Consider the following 16,439-nt stretch of genomic DNA (forward strand, 5'->3'; position numbering starts at 1 on the left):
TGCCCTTTCCTCGCTGCTGTCCGGATGTCTCGCACCGTCACGGGCGCCGCCAGGAGCGGAACGTCCGAAGGTGCTGCGGAGTGACCACGGTCTCCAGCCGGTCGTCGTCCTGGTCCCCGCCGCCCAGCGCCGACAGCAGGCGTCGGGCGGGAGTGTTGCGCGCGGTGCGTTCGGCTGTGAGGCGGACCTTCGCGCAGCCCAGTTCCTCGGCGCGGTCGGCCAGCCAGCCCAGCAGGCGTTCCTCGACGCCTCGGCCGAGTGCGCGGCAGCTCATCAGCCAGGCCAGGACGTCGAGCCGGTCGCCCTCACGGCGTACGGCGAGGAGGCCGATCTGGCCGTAGTCGCCGAAGCGGTCCCGGGCCGTCGCCGTCCAGACCTCGCCGTACTCGCGCCACCGGGCGACGTCGCCCCCGTCCGCCGAGCGGGCGCGGAACGTGAACTGGTTGGTGCGGCGCACGAGTTGCTCCGCCCGCTGCACATCGGCCTCGGACACGGCCCGTACGTCCACCTCCAACTCCAGCCGTGCCAGGAACTCCTCGAAACCGGCCTCCGCGCGGACGGCGTCCCGCTCGCGTTCCTGCTCGTAGAACCGCGCTCGCAGCGCGTCCTCGGCAGTGGCGGCCGCGGGGACCAACGGCCACAACCGGCCGACGAACTCCGGCAGTTCGGCCGCCGACGGGCAGGTCACCGACAGCACCTGCGGGAGCGCGGCGCGCATCTTGGCGATCTCGGCCGGGTTGTCGTCGAGGAACAGGAAGCTGTCCAGGCCGAGGTCGAGCGTGTCGGCGGCTTCGGCCAGGCGGGCCGGCTTCGGGCTCCAGGCAGCGGAGACGACGCTGAAGTGTTCCGCCTTCAGCGGGCTGTCCGGGCGGTCCAGTACGGCCCGGACGACGTCCGCGTCGTTGTTGCTGACCAGCACCAGCAGCGCACCCGCCGCCCGCCATTGCAGCAGCCTGCGGGCGAGCAGGGCGCGCGGACCGGTCAGGTCCACGGCCTCGGGGCCGATCTCCCCGGCGACGCCGCCCCACAGGGTCTCGTCACCGTCGACAGCGATCACCTTGGGCGCCGGACGCCGTACGGCGTGTACGGTCTCGGCGACACGGAGGGCCACGGCAGCCTGGAAGGGGGCGGTGAAGGGGAGGTGGGCCAGGTGCTCGGTGCGTTCGTCGAAGCGTTCCTCGACGGGGTGCCGGCGGATCCAGTCGTCGGGGCCGAGGACAGCGATACCGGGCTCCTCGGCCAGCTCGGCGGCGACCTCCTGTTCCCAGCGGCGGAGGCGGTCCTCCCCTTGTGCGGTGGGGAGGAAGCCGACGATCAACGGCTTGCGCGTGCGCTCGGCGACCGCGCGCAGGGCCGCCGGGTAGGCGGTGCGCAGTTCGGCGAGCAGCGTGTCGTCGACCGTGCCGAAGCGTTGCAGGTCCGTGGCCCGCAGCAGGACGACGCCGGCCGTCGTGGCCGGGTCGGCGAAGACCCCGGACGGGTCACGCAGGCCCGCCAGGACGTGGTGGTACGGGGCTTCGGCGACGGTGGTCGGGCTGTCCGGTGCCGCGGCGTCGAGGGCCGTCTCGCACATCAGGGGCAGGTTGCCCAGCGCGAAGGTGGCGGCGAGGGCGAGAACGTGGGCCCTGGCCGGAGCGGCGGCCGGCGCAGCGGCCTGTGCGGGAGCCGACGTGGCGGCCGGTACGGGGACGCGCGCCGGGCCCGTCGGGTCGTCGGCCGTCTCCGCCAGCAGCCGCAGCAGCTCCTCCCCCAGTTCGGCCACCTCCGCCGCGTCCAGGATGTCGAGGTTGTGGTCGAGGCGGATGCGGCCCGCGTCCGGGGTCATGGTGATCATCAGGTCGAGGTCGGAGTAGCCCGTCCCGGCCGGAAGCACCTCCAGCGTGGTCAGTTCGCGCGCGGCACGTACGAAGTTGAAGTACACCTCCACCAGCGGCGCGTTCGCCCGGTGCAGGCCCAGTCGGGCCAGGGCCGGCAGCACGTCGGAGAACATGGCGCCCTTGGTCAGCACCCGCTGCAGCCGCCCGTCGGTGCGGCGCAGCACCTCGTCGACCCGCTCCCCCGCGTTCGCCTCGGCGGGGAAGGGCACCGGCACACCGAAGAAGCCCACCGCGTCGTGGGCGTCGGCGTGGATGCGGGTGTCCACGGGCACGGCGAGGACGAAGCGTTCGCGCTCGCGCTTCCTTGCCAGGAGAACGGTCAGCGTGCCCAGGCAGAAGGCGGCGGTGGTCACCGCCAGGCGGCTCGCGGCGGTGGAGATCCGGTGCATCAGGCCGTCGGGGATCGGCACGGTGACGCTGCCGGCCCGGTACGAGCGGGTCCGCGGGCGTGGTCGGCTCAGGGTCAGGTCGAGGCGTGCGCTGCCCTGGAAGGCCTCGCGCCACTCGTCCGTGCCGCCGGCCGGCCCGTTGACCTGCCCATCGGCAGGACCGCCGATCTGACCTCCGGTTTGGCCGCCGGTCTGGCCGCCGGTCTGGCCGCCGGTCTGCTGGGCCTCGATCAGCAGGCGGATGTCTCGGTTGGCGACGCTGTCGTCGAGCGCGTCGCCGGAGAGCTCGGCGTCGATCTCGCTCGCCACCAGCAGCAGCGACTGGAGATCGCTGACCGCGTGGTGGGCGCCGTAGACCAGGATCTGGCCGCGCGCTGCGCCGTCCAGCAGCTCGAAACGCCACAGGGGCGCTTCGGCCAGGTCGAACGGCGGCTCCAGAAGCCCGCGCAGCCGGTCGGCGACGTCGAGGGCGGTCTCTGGCGGGACGACCGTCCATCGCAGCGGCGTCTCCGGCAGTTCGCGGTCCACCCTCAGCTGCCGTCCGCCCCCGTCGGCGGTGACGACGGCGGTGCGCAGGGCGGCGTGGCGTGCGGTGAGGCGGTCGAGGATGCCGGTGAGGGTCTCGCGGGTGGTCGGGGTGGTGAGGCGTACCGCGAGGCCGACGGCGTGGGCGGCGGGGGGCATGCCGGGCCCGGCGCTGCGCAGCAGGCGTACGACGTCGCGGGTCACGGGGTGCAGTTCGGTCGTCGGCACCTCGGCGGTGTGCTTCTGCTCGTGGGGTGCCGTGGTGTCCCGTTCGGGCAGCGCGGTGCTCAGGGCCTGGGCGAGGCCGCGGATGTCGGCGGCCGAGAAGACCGTGGCGGCGGGGAGTTCGACGCCGAGTTCGCGGGCGAAGGCGTTGCGCAGCCGCACCAGCATCAGGGAGTCGAGGCCGAGTTGCTTCAGGGCCGTGGTCGCGGAGACCTGGACCGCCCCGCCGGAGACCTCGCCGACCCGGGCGCGGACGTATGCCTCGAGGCGTATGGCGCGTTCGGTGTCGGTCGTCGCCGCGAACACGTTTCTGACGAGGTCGTCCGTGGCGGGTGTGCCGGTGGGGGCGGTGATCAGGTCGGCCAGGATCGGGCGGGTGCGGGCGGCGTCGGGGTCGAGGGCCAGCAGGTCCCAGTCCAGGGTCATGGGGGCGAGCTGGCGGCGGGAGGTGGTCAGCACCCGCTCGAACAGCTCGCCGCCGTCCTGCGCGGAGAAGGCGAGCAGTCCGGAGCGGGCCGTCTGCGCCTCCCGTACGCCGGACTCGGACACCATGCCGACGCCGGCCCAGGCACCCCAGTCGAGGCTCAGCGCGCGGCGGTCCCGTAGGGAGAGGTGGTGCGCCCAGGCGTCGAGGAAGGCGTTGGCCGCCGAATAGGGGCTCTGTCCCGCCGAGCCGAGCAGGCCGGCCGCCGAGGCGAACAGGACGAAGTCCTCGGCGTCCGGGGTGAGTTCGGTGAGCAGGGCGGTGCCCAGGACCTTGGGGCCGAGGACGCGCAGGACGCGCCCGTCGGTCAGGTTGGCGATCGTGGCGTCGTCGAGGACACCCGCCGCGTGGACTACCCCGGTGATCGGGCCGAGTTCGAGGCGTACGGCGTCCAGCGCGGCCGCCAGTTCCGCGCGGTCGGCGACGTCGGCGCGGGCCACGTGCACGGTGACGCCCCGCTCTTCGAGCCCCCGGATCCAGTCCAGGGCGTCCGCGTTCGGCGCGCTCCGGCTCATGAGGGCGATCCGGCGGGCTCCGCGGCGGGCCAGTCGCTCGGCGACGACCCGGCCGAGACCGCCCAGACCACCGGTGATCAGATACGCGCCGTCCGGGGAGGTGGCGCCCTGCCCGGAGTCGTCCGGGCGGGTGCGGACCAGCCGGGGTACGAGGCGTGTGTCGTCCCGCAGTGCGACGAGCCGTTCGTCGTCGGCGTGCCACAGCTGGGTCCACAGGGCGTCGGCGCCGTCCGTGGGCGGGAGGTCGACGAGGGTGGTCCTCAGCTCGGGGTGTTCCTGCGCGACGGCGAGACCGAAACCCCAGGCGAGCGCCTGCTGAGGGTGCGTCACCTCACAGCTGTCACCGGCGGCTTGGCTGCCCCGGGCGACGACGAAGAGGCGGGGTGCCTGTCCCCGGTCGGCGAGTGCGCGCACCAGGTGCGAGGTGCCGAGGCAGCAGAGGCGGGCGGCCTCGTCGGCCGTACGTCCGTCCTCGATCGCCGGGGCGTCGAGTGCGGAGAACTGCACGACGCGCTGGGGAGGCTCGTGGGCGAAGGCCTCGTCGAGCAGGCGCGCGAGCTGGCCCGGGTCGGCCGTGTCGAGGACGTACCGGCCGGGTCCCTCGGCGGCGAACTCCTCGCCCCTGCGGGCGATCACGCAGGGCACGGAGGTGCCGAGTCGCTCGACCAGGTCGGCGGCCACCCCCGACTCGTCGGCCAGGACGAGCCAGCTGCCCGGTGCGGGCGGCTGGTCGGCGGGCGGGCGCGGCTGCCAGCGGGTCTCGAAGAGCGCTCCGTCCAGCGGCGAGAGCGCGGCCAGCCGGAACGCCTCTGCTTCCAGCAGCAGTTGGTCCTCGTCGTCGTACAGCCGGAGGTCCAGGGTGGCGGTGTCGCCGGACACGGACCGCAGCTCGCAGGTCACCCAGGCGGGGGTGGTACGCAGCCCAGTGTGGCGCAGGCGTCCGACCCCGGCGGGCACGAACGCCCGTCCCTGGGGGGCGTCGCCGGGCAGTGCTGCCGTGTGGAAGGCGGCGTCGAGGACGGCCGGGTGGAGCAGATGGCCAGCGGCGGGCCGGTCGGCAAGGCGGGCCACAGCGACGGCGTGGGAGCGACGGCCGGACTCCAGGCCCCGGAAGGCGGGCCCGTACTCGATACCGAGGGCGGCGAGGGTGCCGTAGACGGCCGGGAGGTCGGCGGGCTCCGCGCACTGGGCGCGCAGTGCGGCCGGTGGCACGCTCGGGTCGGCGGTGGGTTCGGTGGGGGTGACGGCGATGCGGCCGTCGACGTGCCGTTCCCAGCGGGCGCGCTGTCCGTCGGTGGCCGGGGACGAGGCGATCGTGAAGTCCCGGAAGCCGTCGACGGCCGGTTTCAGGACGAGTTGCAGCCGGGTCGGCCGGGACTCGTCCAGGCGCAGCGGCTGGAGGAAGCCGACGTCGTGGAGCCGTACCTCGTCACCGTCCCGCACGGTGGCCGCGGCCTCCAGCGCCATGCCCAGGAAGGCGGCGCCCGGCAGCCAGACCTCGCCGGTGACCCGGTGGTCGGTCAGATAGGCGAAGCGGCTGTCGCGCAGGTCCACCTCGGTCTGGAAGAGGTGCCGGTCGGCGTCGTCGCTGGCCTCGACGTGCGTGGCCAGCAGGGGTGAGGCGCCGGTCGCGGGGGCCGGGGCGGGGGCGAGCCAGTGGCGTTCGCGGGCGAAGGCGTAGGTCGGCAGGTCGACGCGGCGGCCGGCCGGGAACAGGGCGGACCAGTCGGGCGTGCGCCCGGCCGTGTACAACTCGCCCAGCCTGCACAGCAGTACGTCCCGACCGCCCCGCTGGCGGCGCAGCGAGCCGACGCTCACCGCGTCGATTCCGGACTCGGCCGCCACGGCCTCGATGGAAGAGCCGAGGGAGGGGTGCGGGCTGAGCTCGACGAAGTAGCGGTAGCCGTCGTCCAGCATGCGGCGGATCGTGTCCGCGAAGCGGACGGGTTCGCTGAGGTTGGCGTGCCAGTACGCGGGGTCCAGACGGTCTCCGGGCACGGGTTCCGCCAGCACGGTCGAATACATCGGGACGGCGGCCAGTGAGCCTCGGATGCCGGGGATGCGGTCGAGCAGGTCCTGGCGGAGGGGGGCCATGAGCGGCGTGTGGGAGGCGAACGGGGTCGACAGGGACCGGGCCTCGATCCCCTGCTCGTCGAGGCTGCGGCGCAGTTCGGCCAGCGCGTCGCCCGTACCGGAGACGGCCGTGGAGTGGGGGCTGTTGACGGCGGCGACGAACAGTCGGCCGGCGTAGGGCGCGAGGAGTTCCTCGACCTGCGGGCGCGGCAGGTCCAGGGACAGCATGCCGCCCTTGCCCGCGACCGGTGCGACCGCCCGGGCGCGCCCGGTCACCACCGTCACGGCGTCGTCCAGGGTGAGCGCGCCCGCGCTGTACGCGGCGGCGATCTCGCCCAGGCTGTGCCCGGTCACGGCGTCCGGGGTGACGCCGAGGGAGCGCCAGGCGGCGGTCAGTGCCGCGTTCACCGCGAACAACGTCGGCTGGAGGTACTCGGTGCGCTCCAGCGGGGAGAACTCCTCCGGCGCCCGCAGCGCGTTGAGCACCGACCAGCCGGCCTGCCGCTCCACCGCCTCGTCGATCCGGGTCAGCTCCTCGCGGAACGCCTCCGACTCGGCCATCAGGTCCAGGCCCATGCCGGGCCATTGGCCGCCGTGCCCGGCGTGGACGAAGGCGAGCTTGCCTGTCCGCTCCTCCCGGTTCGGCGGCAGCGGGAGCCGCCCGGCTGCCAACTCGACGAGTAAAGAGCGCAGTTCGTCGCGGTCCTCGGCCAGGATCGCCGTGCGTCGCTCGAAGTGGCTGCGGTGGTGGGCCAGGGTGTGGGCCGTGTCCGACAGCGCGGTGCCGGCGTCGGAGTCGACGGCTGCCAGGTGGTGGGCCAGTGCCGCGGCCTGTCCGCGCAGGCCCGCCTCGCTGCGGCCGGACAGGACGAACAGCCGCTTGCCCGGGAGGACTTCGGCAGGCGGTTCGGCGGTGGCAGGTCCCGCTTCCTCGACGATCACATGCGCGTTGGTGCCGCTGATCCCGAAGGCACTCACGCCCGCACGCCGGATCCGCTCGTCCGAAACGGGCCATGCCCTCTCCTCGCGCAGCAGGCGCAGCCCGCTGTCCGCCCAGTCGACGTGGCGGCTCGGGGTGTCGGCGTGCAGGGTGCGCGGGAGGGTCTCGTGGCGCAGCGACTCCACGACCTTGATCAGGCCGAGCACGCCCGAAGCCGCCTGCGCGTGCCCGATGTTGGACTTCAGCGAGCCCAGGTGGAGCGGGCGGCCCTCGGGGCGTGAGCCGCCGAAGACCTCCGCGAGGGCGTTCGCCTCGACGGGGTCGCCGAGGGTCGTGCCGGTGCCGTGCGCCTCGACGTGGTCGATGTCGGCGGGTGTGAGTCGGGACCTCTCCAGTGCCCGTCGGATCACCTGTTCCTGAGCGGGCCCGTTCGGCGCAGACAGGCCCTGGCTGCGGCCGTCCTGGTTGACGGCGGTGCCGCGCAGTACGGCCAGGACCCGGTCGCCGTCGCGCCGGGCGTCGCCCAGTCGTTTCAGGACGACCATGCCGGCGCCCTCGGCCCAGACGGCGCCGTCGGCGCCGTCGGAGAAGGAGCGGCAGCGGCCCGTCGGCGACAGGCCGCGCAGCCGGCTGAACTCGACGAAGGTCTGCGGCGTGACCATCAGCGTGACACCGCCGGCGAGCGCCAGATCGCACTCCCCCGCGCGCAGCGCCTGGGCCGCCAGATGCACGGCCACCAGCGACGACGAGCACGCGGTGTCCACGGTGAGCGCGGGCCCGTTCAGCCCGAGGGTGTACGCGAGCCGGCCCGAGGCGACGCTCAGGGCGGAGCCGGTGCCGACGTAGCCGTCCAGTTGGTCGAGCCGGGTGCCGGACAGGTAGTCGCTGCCGAACATGCCGACGTAGACACCGGTGGTGCTGCCCGCCAGGTCGTCGGGCACGATCCCGGCGCGCTCCAGCGACTCCCAGGCCGTCTCCAGCAGCAGTCGCTGCTGCGGGTCCATGGCCGCCGCCTCCTTCGGAGTGATGCCGAAGAACGCGGCGTCGAAGGATTCGATGTCGTCGAGGAAGCCGCCCTCGCGGGCGTACGACTTGCCGAGCGCGTCCGGGTCGGGGTCGTACAGCGACTCCACGTCCCACCGCCCCGCCGGGAACGGTCCGACCGCGTCCCGCCCCTCCGCGACCAGACGCCACAGCCCCTCCGGGTCGTTCACACCACCGGGCAGCCGGCAGGCCATGGCGACGAGGGCCACGGGCTCGTCCGACGACAGTGTGGACGCGGGCGGGGCCGTGAGCTCACGACCCGCAGGCGCTGCGGTCGCCAGGACGCCGGTGAGCAGGTACTGGGCGAGGCGGGTGGGTGTGGGGTGGTCGAAGAGGAGGGTGGCGGGGAGTTTGGTGCCCAGGCGGGCGCTGATGCGGTTGCGCAGGTCGACCGCTGTCACCGAGTCCATGCCGAGGTCGCGCAGCGGCTGGTCGGGGCGGACGGATTCCGCCGAGCGCAGGCCGAGCGCGTGGGCGGCCTCCTTCCGGACCAGGGCCAGGACACGTGCGGGGCGTTCGGACTCCGGCAGCAGGGCCAGCCGGTCGGCCAGGGTGCGGCCGCCTGCTTGGGCCGGGCGCACGGGGAGCAGCGAGCGCCACAGTGCCCCTTCGGGTGCGGCGGCCCGCAGCCGGGGCAGGTGCAGCGCCCAGGCGACCAGGTGGGCGGCGTCGCGGCGCAGGGCGAGCTCGGTCAGTTCGCGGCCCTGGTCGGGGGTGAGGGCGCGGTGGCCCAGGCGGGCCATCCGCTCCAGGTCGGCATGCTGTGCCGCGAGCCCTTCGCCCGCCCAGGCGCCGAAGGCGACCGAGACTCCGGGCAGGCCCAGGGCGCGCCGGTGGTGGGCGAGTTGGTCGAGGAAGGCGTTGGCGGCCGCGTAGTTGGCCTGGCCCGCGTTGCCGACGACCCCTGCGGCCGAGGACACCAGGAGGAAGAGGTCGAGCGGCCGGTCGGCGGTGAGCCGGTGCAGGTGGGCGGCGCCGTCGGCCTTGGGGCGCAGCACCTGCGCGAGGCGCTCGGGGGTCAGCTCGGCCACCACGCCGTCGGCGAGGACCCCGGCGCAGTGGACGACGCCCCGCAGCGGCGCTTCCTCCCCGATGCCGGCCAGCAGCTCGGCCACGGCGGCGCCGTCCGCGACATCGCACGCGGCGATCTCCACCTCGGCGCCGAGTGCGGCCAGTTCGGCGGCGACGTCCGCCGCGCGGGAGTCCTCACTGCCCTGACGGGACGTCAACAGCAGGCGGGGAACGCCCTTCTCGGCGAGCAAACGGGCGATGCTGCGGCCCACCGCGCCGAGCCCTCCGGTGATCAGTACCGTGCCGTCGGCGGGCATCGGTGCCGAGCGGTCGGACGGCGCGGGGCGGGCCCGTACTAGGCGCGGGACGAGCAACTCACCGACGCGCAGGGCGAGCTCCGGTTCGTCGGCGTGCGCCGCGGCGGTGAGCGGTGGCGGTTCGTCACCGTCGAGGTCGAGGAGGGTCAGTCCGAGGTCGGGGTGTTCTGCGCGGGCGGCGCGGGCGAGGCCCCACAGCACCGACTGGGCGAACCCGGGAACCGTGTCCCCGTCGGCCGCCGCGACCGCGCCTCGCGTCACCCAGATGGTGCGCGCCGGCGCCCTGTCCGGCGGGAGAGCGATCAGCGTCTGGAGTTCGGCCAGCGCAGTCGCCGCCAACTCCCTTGCCGCTGCGGCTGGTTCGGCATCGGGTGCGGTGCGCGGCCAGAAGCGTACGACGGTGTCGGCGCCCTCGTCGGTGATGTCAGTGATGTCGGCGATCCGGACGCCCGCCGCCCGCAGGTCGCGAAGGGCCGTTGCGACGGCCGGGTCCGCCCCGTGGCCGTGGACGGCCCATGCGGTGCCGGGTGGGCCGGCCGGCGTCTCCGGTACGGCCGTCCAGGCCACCTCGTACAGGTGACGGCCGTTCTCCGAGGCGCTGTGGAGGTCGGCCGGGTTCGCGGGCCGCAGGCGTACGCCCTCCAGTCGGCCCGCCGCGAAGCCGTCGGTGTCCCACAGGGTGACGTCCAGCGTGACGTCCGTACCGGAGCCGCCGACCCGGCGCACGGACGCGATGAGGTCGGCCGCGGTGCCGGGCGGCAGGACGCAGCGTGCCATCGCGACGGGCAGCAGGACGCGTTCCTCGGAGCTGGCGAGGGCGGCGGCCACGTGGAGGGCGGCGTCGAGGAGTGCGGGGTGGACCGGGTAGGGGTCGGTGGTGTCTCGGGCCGCGGGTGGGAGCGTGAGGCGGGCCAGCAGGGTTCCGTCGCCGGTGACGGCGGCCTGGCGTACGCCTTGGAAGGCCGGGCCGTAACGGAGACCGAGGCCGGTCAGGCGCTCGTAGGTGTCCTCGTGCCAGGACGGTTCGGCCGTCTCGGGCCACGCCGGTGGTTCGTCGGCCTGCACGGCGGCGGGCTCGGCGGCGGACGCCGTGGCGTGCAGGGTCCAGTCCGTGGCCTCCTGGCCTCGGGGGCGGCTGTGGATCGTGATCTCCGGGGCGGCCCCTGCGGTGACGACTTCGACGGACACCTCGACCGTGCCGGTGGCGGGCAGCGTGAGGGGCGCGAGGAGGAGCAGGTCGGAGATGTCGGCGGGGGTGTCCGGGTGGGCCGCCGCGAGGGCTGCGCGGCAGAGTTCGAGGAGGGTGGTGCCCGAGACCACGGTCCGGCCGAAGACGGTGTGGTCGGGCAGCCAGTCGGCGGTGGCCGGGGACCACTCGTCGCGGAATGTCCAGCGGGTCCGGTCCGCCGACTGGAGCTGGATGCCGAGCAACGGGTGCGCCGCGCGGTCGAAGAGGCCGGGCGCGGTGGCGGAGGCGGCGGGCTCGGTCCAGTGCCGCTGGGCGTCCCAGGCGTAGGTCGGCAGGTCGGCCGGGGTGGTCGGCGGGACGGGGCGGCGCCAGTCGATGTGCCGTCCGTGGACGTGGAGTTCGGCGGTGGCGCGGTCCAGACAGGCGGGGCCGTCCTCGTCGCGGCGGAGGGATCCGACCGCGATCAGGTCCTCGTCGATGGTGCGCAGGGCGGTGAGGAGCGCGGGGTGGGGGCTGAGCTCGACGAAGTGGCGGTAGCCGTCGGCGGCCATGCGCTCGATGGTCGGCGCGAAGCGGACGGGTTCGCGCAGGTTGGCGTACCAGTGGTCGGCTTCGAGTTCCTCGGTGACCGGCTCGGTCGTGACCGTGGAGTACCAGGTCACGGGGGTGGGGTAGGTGGTGACACCGTCGAGTTCGTCGAGGATCGTGGTGCGGAGGGGCTCGACCTGGGCGCTGTGGGAGGCGTAGTCGACATCGAGGCGGCGGACGAAGACCTGCTGCCGGTCGAGGTCGGTGAGCAGGGCCGCCACGGCGTCCACGGCACCGGCGACCACGGTCGAGCGGCCGCTGTTGACTGCGGCGACGGCGATCTCGCCCCCGTGGTCGGCGAGTCGGACCTCAACCTCGGTGTGGGGCAGGGCGACGACGGCCATGGTGCCGGTGCCGGACAGCTCGGTCAGCGCCTGGCCGCGCAGGGCGACCACGGCCGCCGCGTCGTTGAGGCTCAGCGCTCCGGCGACGCACGCGGCGGCGACCTCGCCCTGACTGTGTCCGACGACCGCGTCCGGCCGTATGCCGCGAGCGCGCCAGGCGGCGGCCAGCGACACCATCACGGCGAACAGGACCGGCTGGACGACGTCGACACGCTCCAGGTTCGGGGCGCCTGCGTCGCCGCGTACGACGGAGGTCACCGACCAGCCGGTGAACGGGCGCAGGGCGGCGTCGCAGCGGTCGAGTTCGTCGGCGAACACGGGGTCGCGGTCGAGCAGGTCGCGGGCCATGCCGGACCACTGGGACCCCTGCCCGGGGAAGACGAACGCCAACTTGCCGGTGGTGAGGGCGTGTTCGGGGCCGGTGATCAACTCGGTGTCGGGGCGGCCCTCGGCGAGTTCCCGCAGGGCGGTGAGCAGTTCGGCGCGGTCGCCCGCGTGGACGACGGCCCGGTGCTCGAAGTGGGTGCGGTGGTGGGCCAGGGCGGCGGCGACGGCGGGGAGCGGTGGCTCCGGCTGCTGTTCGAGGTTCTCCAGGAGGCGGCCGGCCTGTGCGCGCAGCGCGGGGAGGGTGCGGGCGGAGAGCGGGAAGAGGGTCGCCCCGAGCAGGTCCGCGGCCGGTTCGACCGGCTGTTCCTCGGGCGCTTCCTCCAGCACCACATGGGCGTTGGTGCCGCTGATCCCGAACGCGCTCACCCCGGCGCGCCGCACCCGCTCGGGGCGGCGGGGCCAGGACTGCGGCTGGTCGAGCAGGCGCAGTCCGCTGTGCGCCCAGTCGATGTGCTCGGTCGGGGTCTCCGCGTGCAGGGACGCGGGTATGCGTTCGTGGCCGAGGGCGAGGACGGTCTTGATGACTCCGGCGATGCCCGCGGCGGCCTGGGTGTGGCCGATGTTGGACTTCAGGGAGCCGACGCCGAGAGCCCGGTCCGCGGGGCGGTCGGGTCCGAAGACGGCGGCAAGGGCGCCGGCCTCGATGGGGTCGCCCAGCGGGGTGCCGGTGCCGTGCGCCTCGATGTGGTCCAGGTCGTGCGGCTGGATTCCGGCCGCGTCGAGGGCGGCCCGCACCACCCGTTCCTGGGCGGGGCCGTTGGGGGCGCTGAGGCCCTGGCTGCGGCCGTCCTGGTTGATCGCCGAGCCCTTGACGACGGCGAGGATCCGGTCGCCGTCGCGCCGCGCGTCCGCGAGCCGCTTGAGCAGCACCACCCCGCAGCCCTCGGCCCACACCACGCCGTCCGCGTCGGCCGAGAACGGACTGCACCGCCCTGACGGGGACAGTCCGCGCAGCCTGCTGAACTCGACGTGCCCGCGCGGGGTCACCAGCAGTGACGCGCCGCCCGCCAGCGCGAGGTCGCACTCGCCGCCCGCCAGGGCCCGCGCCGCCAGATGCAGGGCGACCAGGGAGGACGAGCAGGCCGTGTCGACGGTGACGGCGGGGCCCTGGAGGCCGAGGGTGTAGGCGACGCGGCCGGACGCCACGCTGGCGGCCGAGCCGGTGCCGACGTGCCCGTCGAGCTGGTCCAGGGCGGCCGAGGCCAGATAGCCGCTGTCGTAGAGGCCGACGTAGACGCCCGTGGAGCTGCCGTTCAGCGTGTCCGGGACGATTCCGGCGCGTTCGATCGCCTCCCAGCTCGTCTCCAGGAGCAGCCGCTGCTGGGGGTCCATGGCGGCGGCCTCACGGGGTGAGATCCCGAAGAAGGCCGCGTCGAAGCGGTCGATGCCGGCGAGGTAGCCGCCGCGCAGGGAGTACGCCTTGCCGGTGGCGTCCGGGTCGGGGTCGTGCAGCCCCCGGGTGTCCCAACGGCCGGCCGGCACGTCGGTGACGGCGTCCTCGCCCGTGGCGAGCAGCCGCCAGAGGGCCTCGGGGTGGTCGGCGCCCCCGGGGAAGCGACAGGCCATGGAGATGATCGCGATGTCGTCGTCGGCCCGCGCGGGCGTGCGGTCCACGGACGGGGCCGTCGCGGGGGCGCGCGTGGGTGTCTCGTCGAAGACGGCGTGGGCGAGGGTCGCGATGGTGGGGTGGTTGAAGATCAGGGAGGGGTCCAGGGTGCGGCCGGTGGCCGCGGACAGGTCGGCGGCCAACGTCACCAACAGGCGTGACCCCAGGCCGAGTTCGGCGATCGGCCGCTCCGGGTCCACGGCCGTCGGGTCGAGCCCGGCCGCCTCGGCGACGGCCGACTCCAGCCAGGCCCGCACACCGTCCGGTGTGGTGAGCGACGGCTCGGGGAACTGCTTCGGGGAGTCGTGCGCAGGCATCTGGAGAGGTGTCCTCGTGGATTCGGGCAGGCGTGGTGGCCGTACGGTCCGCAGGGCGCGCGTGGCGGTACGGCGGCTGGGGCGCTGCGGCCGGGCGGTGGTCGTGTCGGCGGCCGCCGCTCGACCAGTCCGGGTCAGCTCGGGTCGGGCGCGGCGACGACGGCGAGGGTGCCGTCCAGATAGGCCGCCCGGGTGGCGTGGCGCTGGATCTTGCCGCTGGACGTCTTGGGGATGGTTCCCGGCTCGACCAGGACGACGTCACGCACGGACAGGCCGTGGGCCTCGCCGATCTCGCCGCGGATGACGTCGGTGATCTTCTCGGCCTCGGACGCCGTGTCCGGGGCGATCTCGGCGACGACGACGGCCTGCTCACCGCGGGCTCCGATCCCCGCGGCCCCCGCGCCCTCCGTGTCCCTTTCGTCAAGACCGTCGACGGAGAACGCGGCGGTGCAGCCGGGACGCAGGGCCGGGTGGGCCATCTCGGCGGTCAGTTCCAGGTCCTGCGGGTAGTGGTTGCGGCCGTCGATGACGATGAGGTCCTTCAGGCGGCCGGTGACGAAGAGTTCGCCGTTGTGCAGGAATCCGAGGTCGCCGGTGCGCAGGAAGCGTCCCTCGTGGCCGGCGAGGGTGGCGCGGAAGGTCTCGCGGGTGGCGAGGGCGTTGCGCCAGTAGCCCTTGGCGACGCTCGCGCCGCGCACCCAGATCTCGCCGACCTCGCCGTCGGGCAGCTCCTCGTGCCGCTGGGGGTCGGCGATGACGACGGTCACGTGCCGGCCGGGGAGGCCGCAGCTGACGGTGGCGGCGTCGGTCTGGCCGGCGTGCGGGCCGGTTTCGGCGGGCTGGAGGAGGGTGGGCGCGGTGTGGGCGGTGCTGCCCGTGACCATGAGGGTGGACTCGGCGAGGCCGTAGCAGGGGTGGAGTGCCTCGCGGCGGAAGCCGGCCGGCGCGAAGGTCTCGGTGAAGCGCCTCAGGGTGGCGGCCCGGACCGGTTCGGCGCCGTTGACGGCGACCTTCCAGCTGCTGAGGTCGAGGCCGTCCAGGAGTCCGGGGCCGGCGTGCTTCAGGCAGAGTTCGTACGCGAAGTTCGGGCCGCCGCTGGTGTGCGGGCGGTAGCGGCTGATCGCGGTCAGCCAGCGCCGGGGATCCTGCAGGAAGTGCAGCGGCGAGAAGAGGGTGGCGGTCACGCCGAGGTAGACCGTGTTGAGGACGGGGCCTATGAGGCCCATGTCGTGGTACACGGGCAGCCAGCTGACGAACATCTCATGGCCGTACTCCTCGATGGTGTCCGGCGTGTGCCCCATGGACTCGGTGAGGATCCCCTCGTTGTCCAGCAGGTTTCCGTGGGTGACCATCACCCCGCGCGGGGCGGAGGTGGAGCCGGAGGTGTACTGGAGGAAGGCGACCGAGTCGGCGGTGAGGTCGGGCTCGCGCCAGGCGGCGGACGCCTCGTCGGGGATGTCCTCGGTGGCGACGCGGGTGAGGTCGGCGAGCTCGGGCAGTTGCTCCGCCATGCCGGACAGGGCCGTGATCACGTCGCGGTCGCCCAGGATCACCCGGGCGTCGGCGTCGGCGATGAGCCGCTTCATCCGGGTCAGGGCCCGGTGGTTGTGCGCGCGGCCCTGCGGCGGGACGCCCGGTACGGCGACGACCCCTGCGGCGAGGCAGCCCAGGTAGCCGCTGATGAACTCCAGGCCGGGCGGGTAGAGCAGCATGGCGCGGGTGCCGGCCAGGCCGCGCTCCTGGAGCCAGGCGGCCACGGCACGGGAACGGGCGGCCAGACGGCCGTAGGAGATCTCCTGGATCTCGCCGTCGCAGTCGCCCGTGACGAGGTGGCGGTAGGCGGTTCGGTCGGGGTGGTGCGCGGCGTGCTGGGTCAGCAGATCGACCATGGATCGAACCATTTGGCGAGTCTCACCTGTCTGGATCGGTGGGCGAGGAACTGGAGTTCGAAAGCCAGGCGCTGGATGGGCGCGGCAGCCTCGGTCGACCCGTCCCCCACCCGTCCCCGTTCGGCTTGCTACCGGCGAGTAAGACCATAGCAACTCCGTTCGGTCGACGGGCCGAACGGAGGTAAACCCTACGTGTCCACGCCGTGTTCGCGAAGTGACACCCGCCGCACATGCTCCGTCACGGCTTCCGACCAGGCGAAAGGCAGCCGGACGGACGAAGGCCCGGACACCGGCCTCGCGATGTCCGGGCCTCGAACGGCCGCTCGCTCAGCAGCCGTTCAGCCACCGTTCAGCCGCCTGCGCAGGAGCGTCTTACCCAGTTCGGCGCCCTTGCGGCTGTCCGCCTGCGCCTTGCGGAACAGGTCGGCCACCTCGGTGTCCTTGCCGCGTTCCGCGTCCTCGATGTAGCTCTCCAGCCGCAGCGCGTTGCTCAGGCACGCCTCCACGTACCAGATCAGGTTGTAGTCCTTGTCCTGTGTACCGGTCACGCCACCGGTCTCGGTGCCACTGGTCATTCCGGGCCTCCTCCGGCGTGGTGGTTCCTGGCCTCGCCGAGTACCCGTCGTCCGAGCACGCACACACCGTGCCGGCCAGGACAGACATCCGCGTCAACTCCCGTATGTTGTACGTCAATTCAGACAGTCCGCGCAGAAGTGAGC

Annotated in this window: 3 protein-coding genes; all 3 read right to left on the reverse strand. The window is 73.9% G+C overall.

Translation table 11 applies throughout. The features are described 5' to 3' along the window. Positions 1 to 37: 37 nt before the first annotated feature. The 3 genes from ACFZBP_RS39655 to ACFZBP_RS39665 all read right to left on the reverse strand — a co-directional run bounded on the left by ACFZBP_RS39655 (position 38) and on the right by ACFZBP_RS39665 (position 16,295). Positions 38 to 13,831, reverse strand: coding sequence for an SDR family NAD(P)-dependent oxidoreductase (locus tag ACFZBP_RS39655; protein WP_391420823.1), 13,794 nt, complete (start codon positions 13,829 to 13,831; stop codon positions 38 to 40). 134 nt (positions 13,832 to 13,965) lie between these two features. After that, complete coding sequence (locus ACFZBP_RS39660; RefSeq protein WP_391420824.1) at positions 13,966 to 15,720, reverse strand: AMP-binding protein; 1,755 nt, start codon at positions 15,718 to 15,720, stop codon at positions 13,966 to 13,968. A 338-nt stretch (positions 15,721 to 16,058) separates the two neighbouring features. Continuing rightward, positions 16,059 to 16,295 (reverse strand): hypothetical protein, encoded by a 237-nt coding sequence (locus ACFZBP_RS39665; protein ID WP_370253085.1) that lies wholly within the window; start codon positions 16,293 to 16,295, stop codon positions 16,059 to 16,061. Positions 16,296 to 16,439: the final 144 nt, after the last annotated feature.

The sequence above is a fragment of the Streptomyces sp. NPDC008086 genome (assembly GCF_042957325.1).
In the GTDB taxonomy this organism is placed as follows: Bacteria; Actinomycetota; Actinomycetes; order Streptomycetales; family Streptomycetaceae; genus Streptomyces.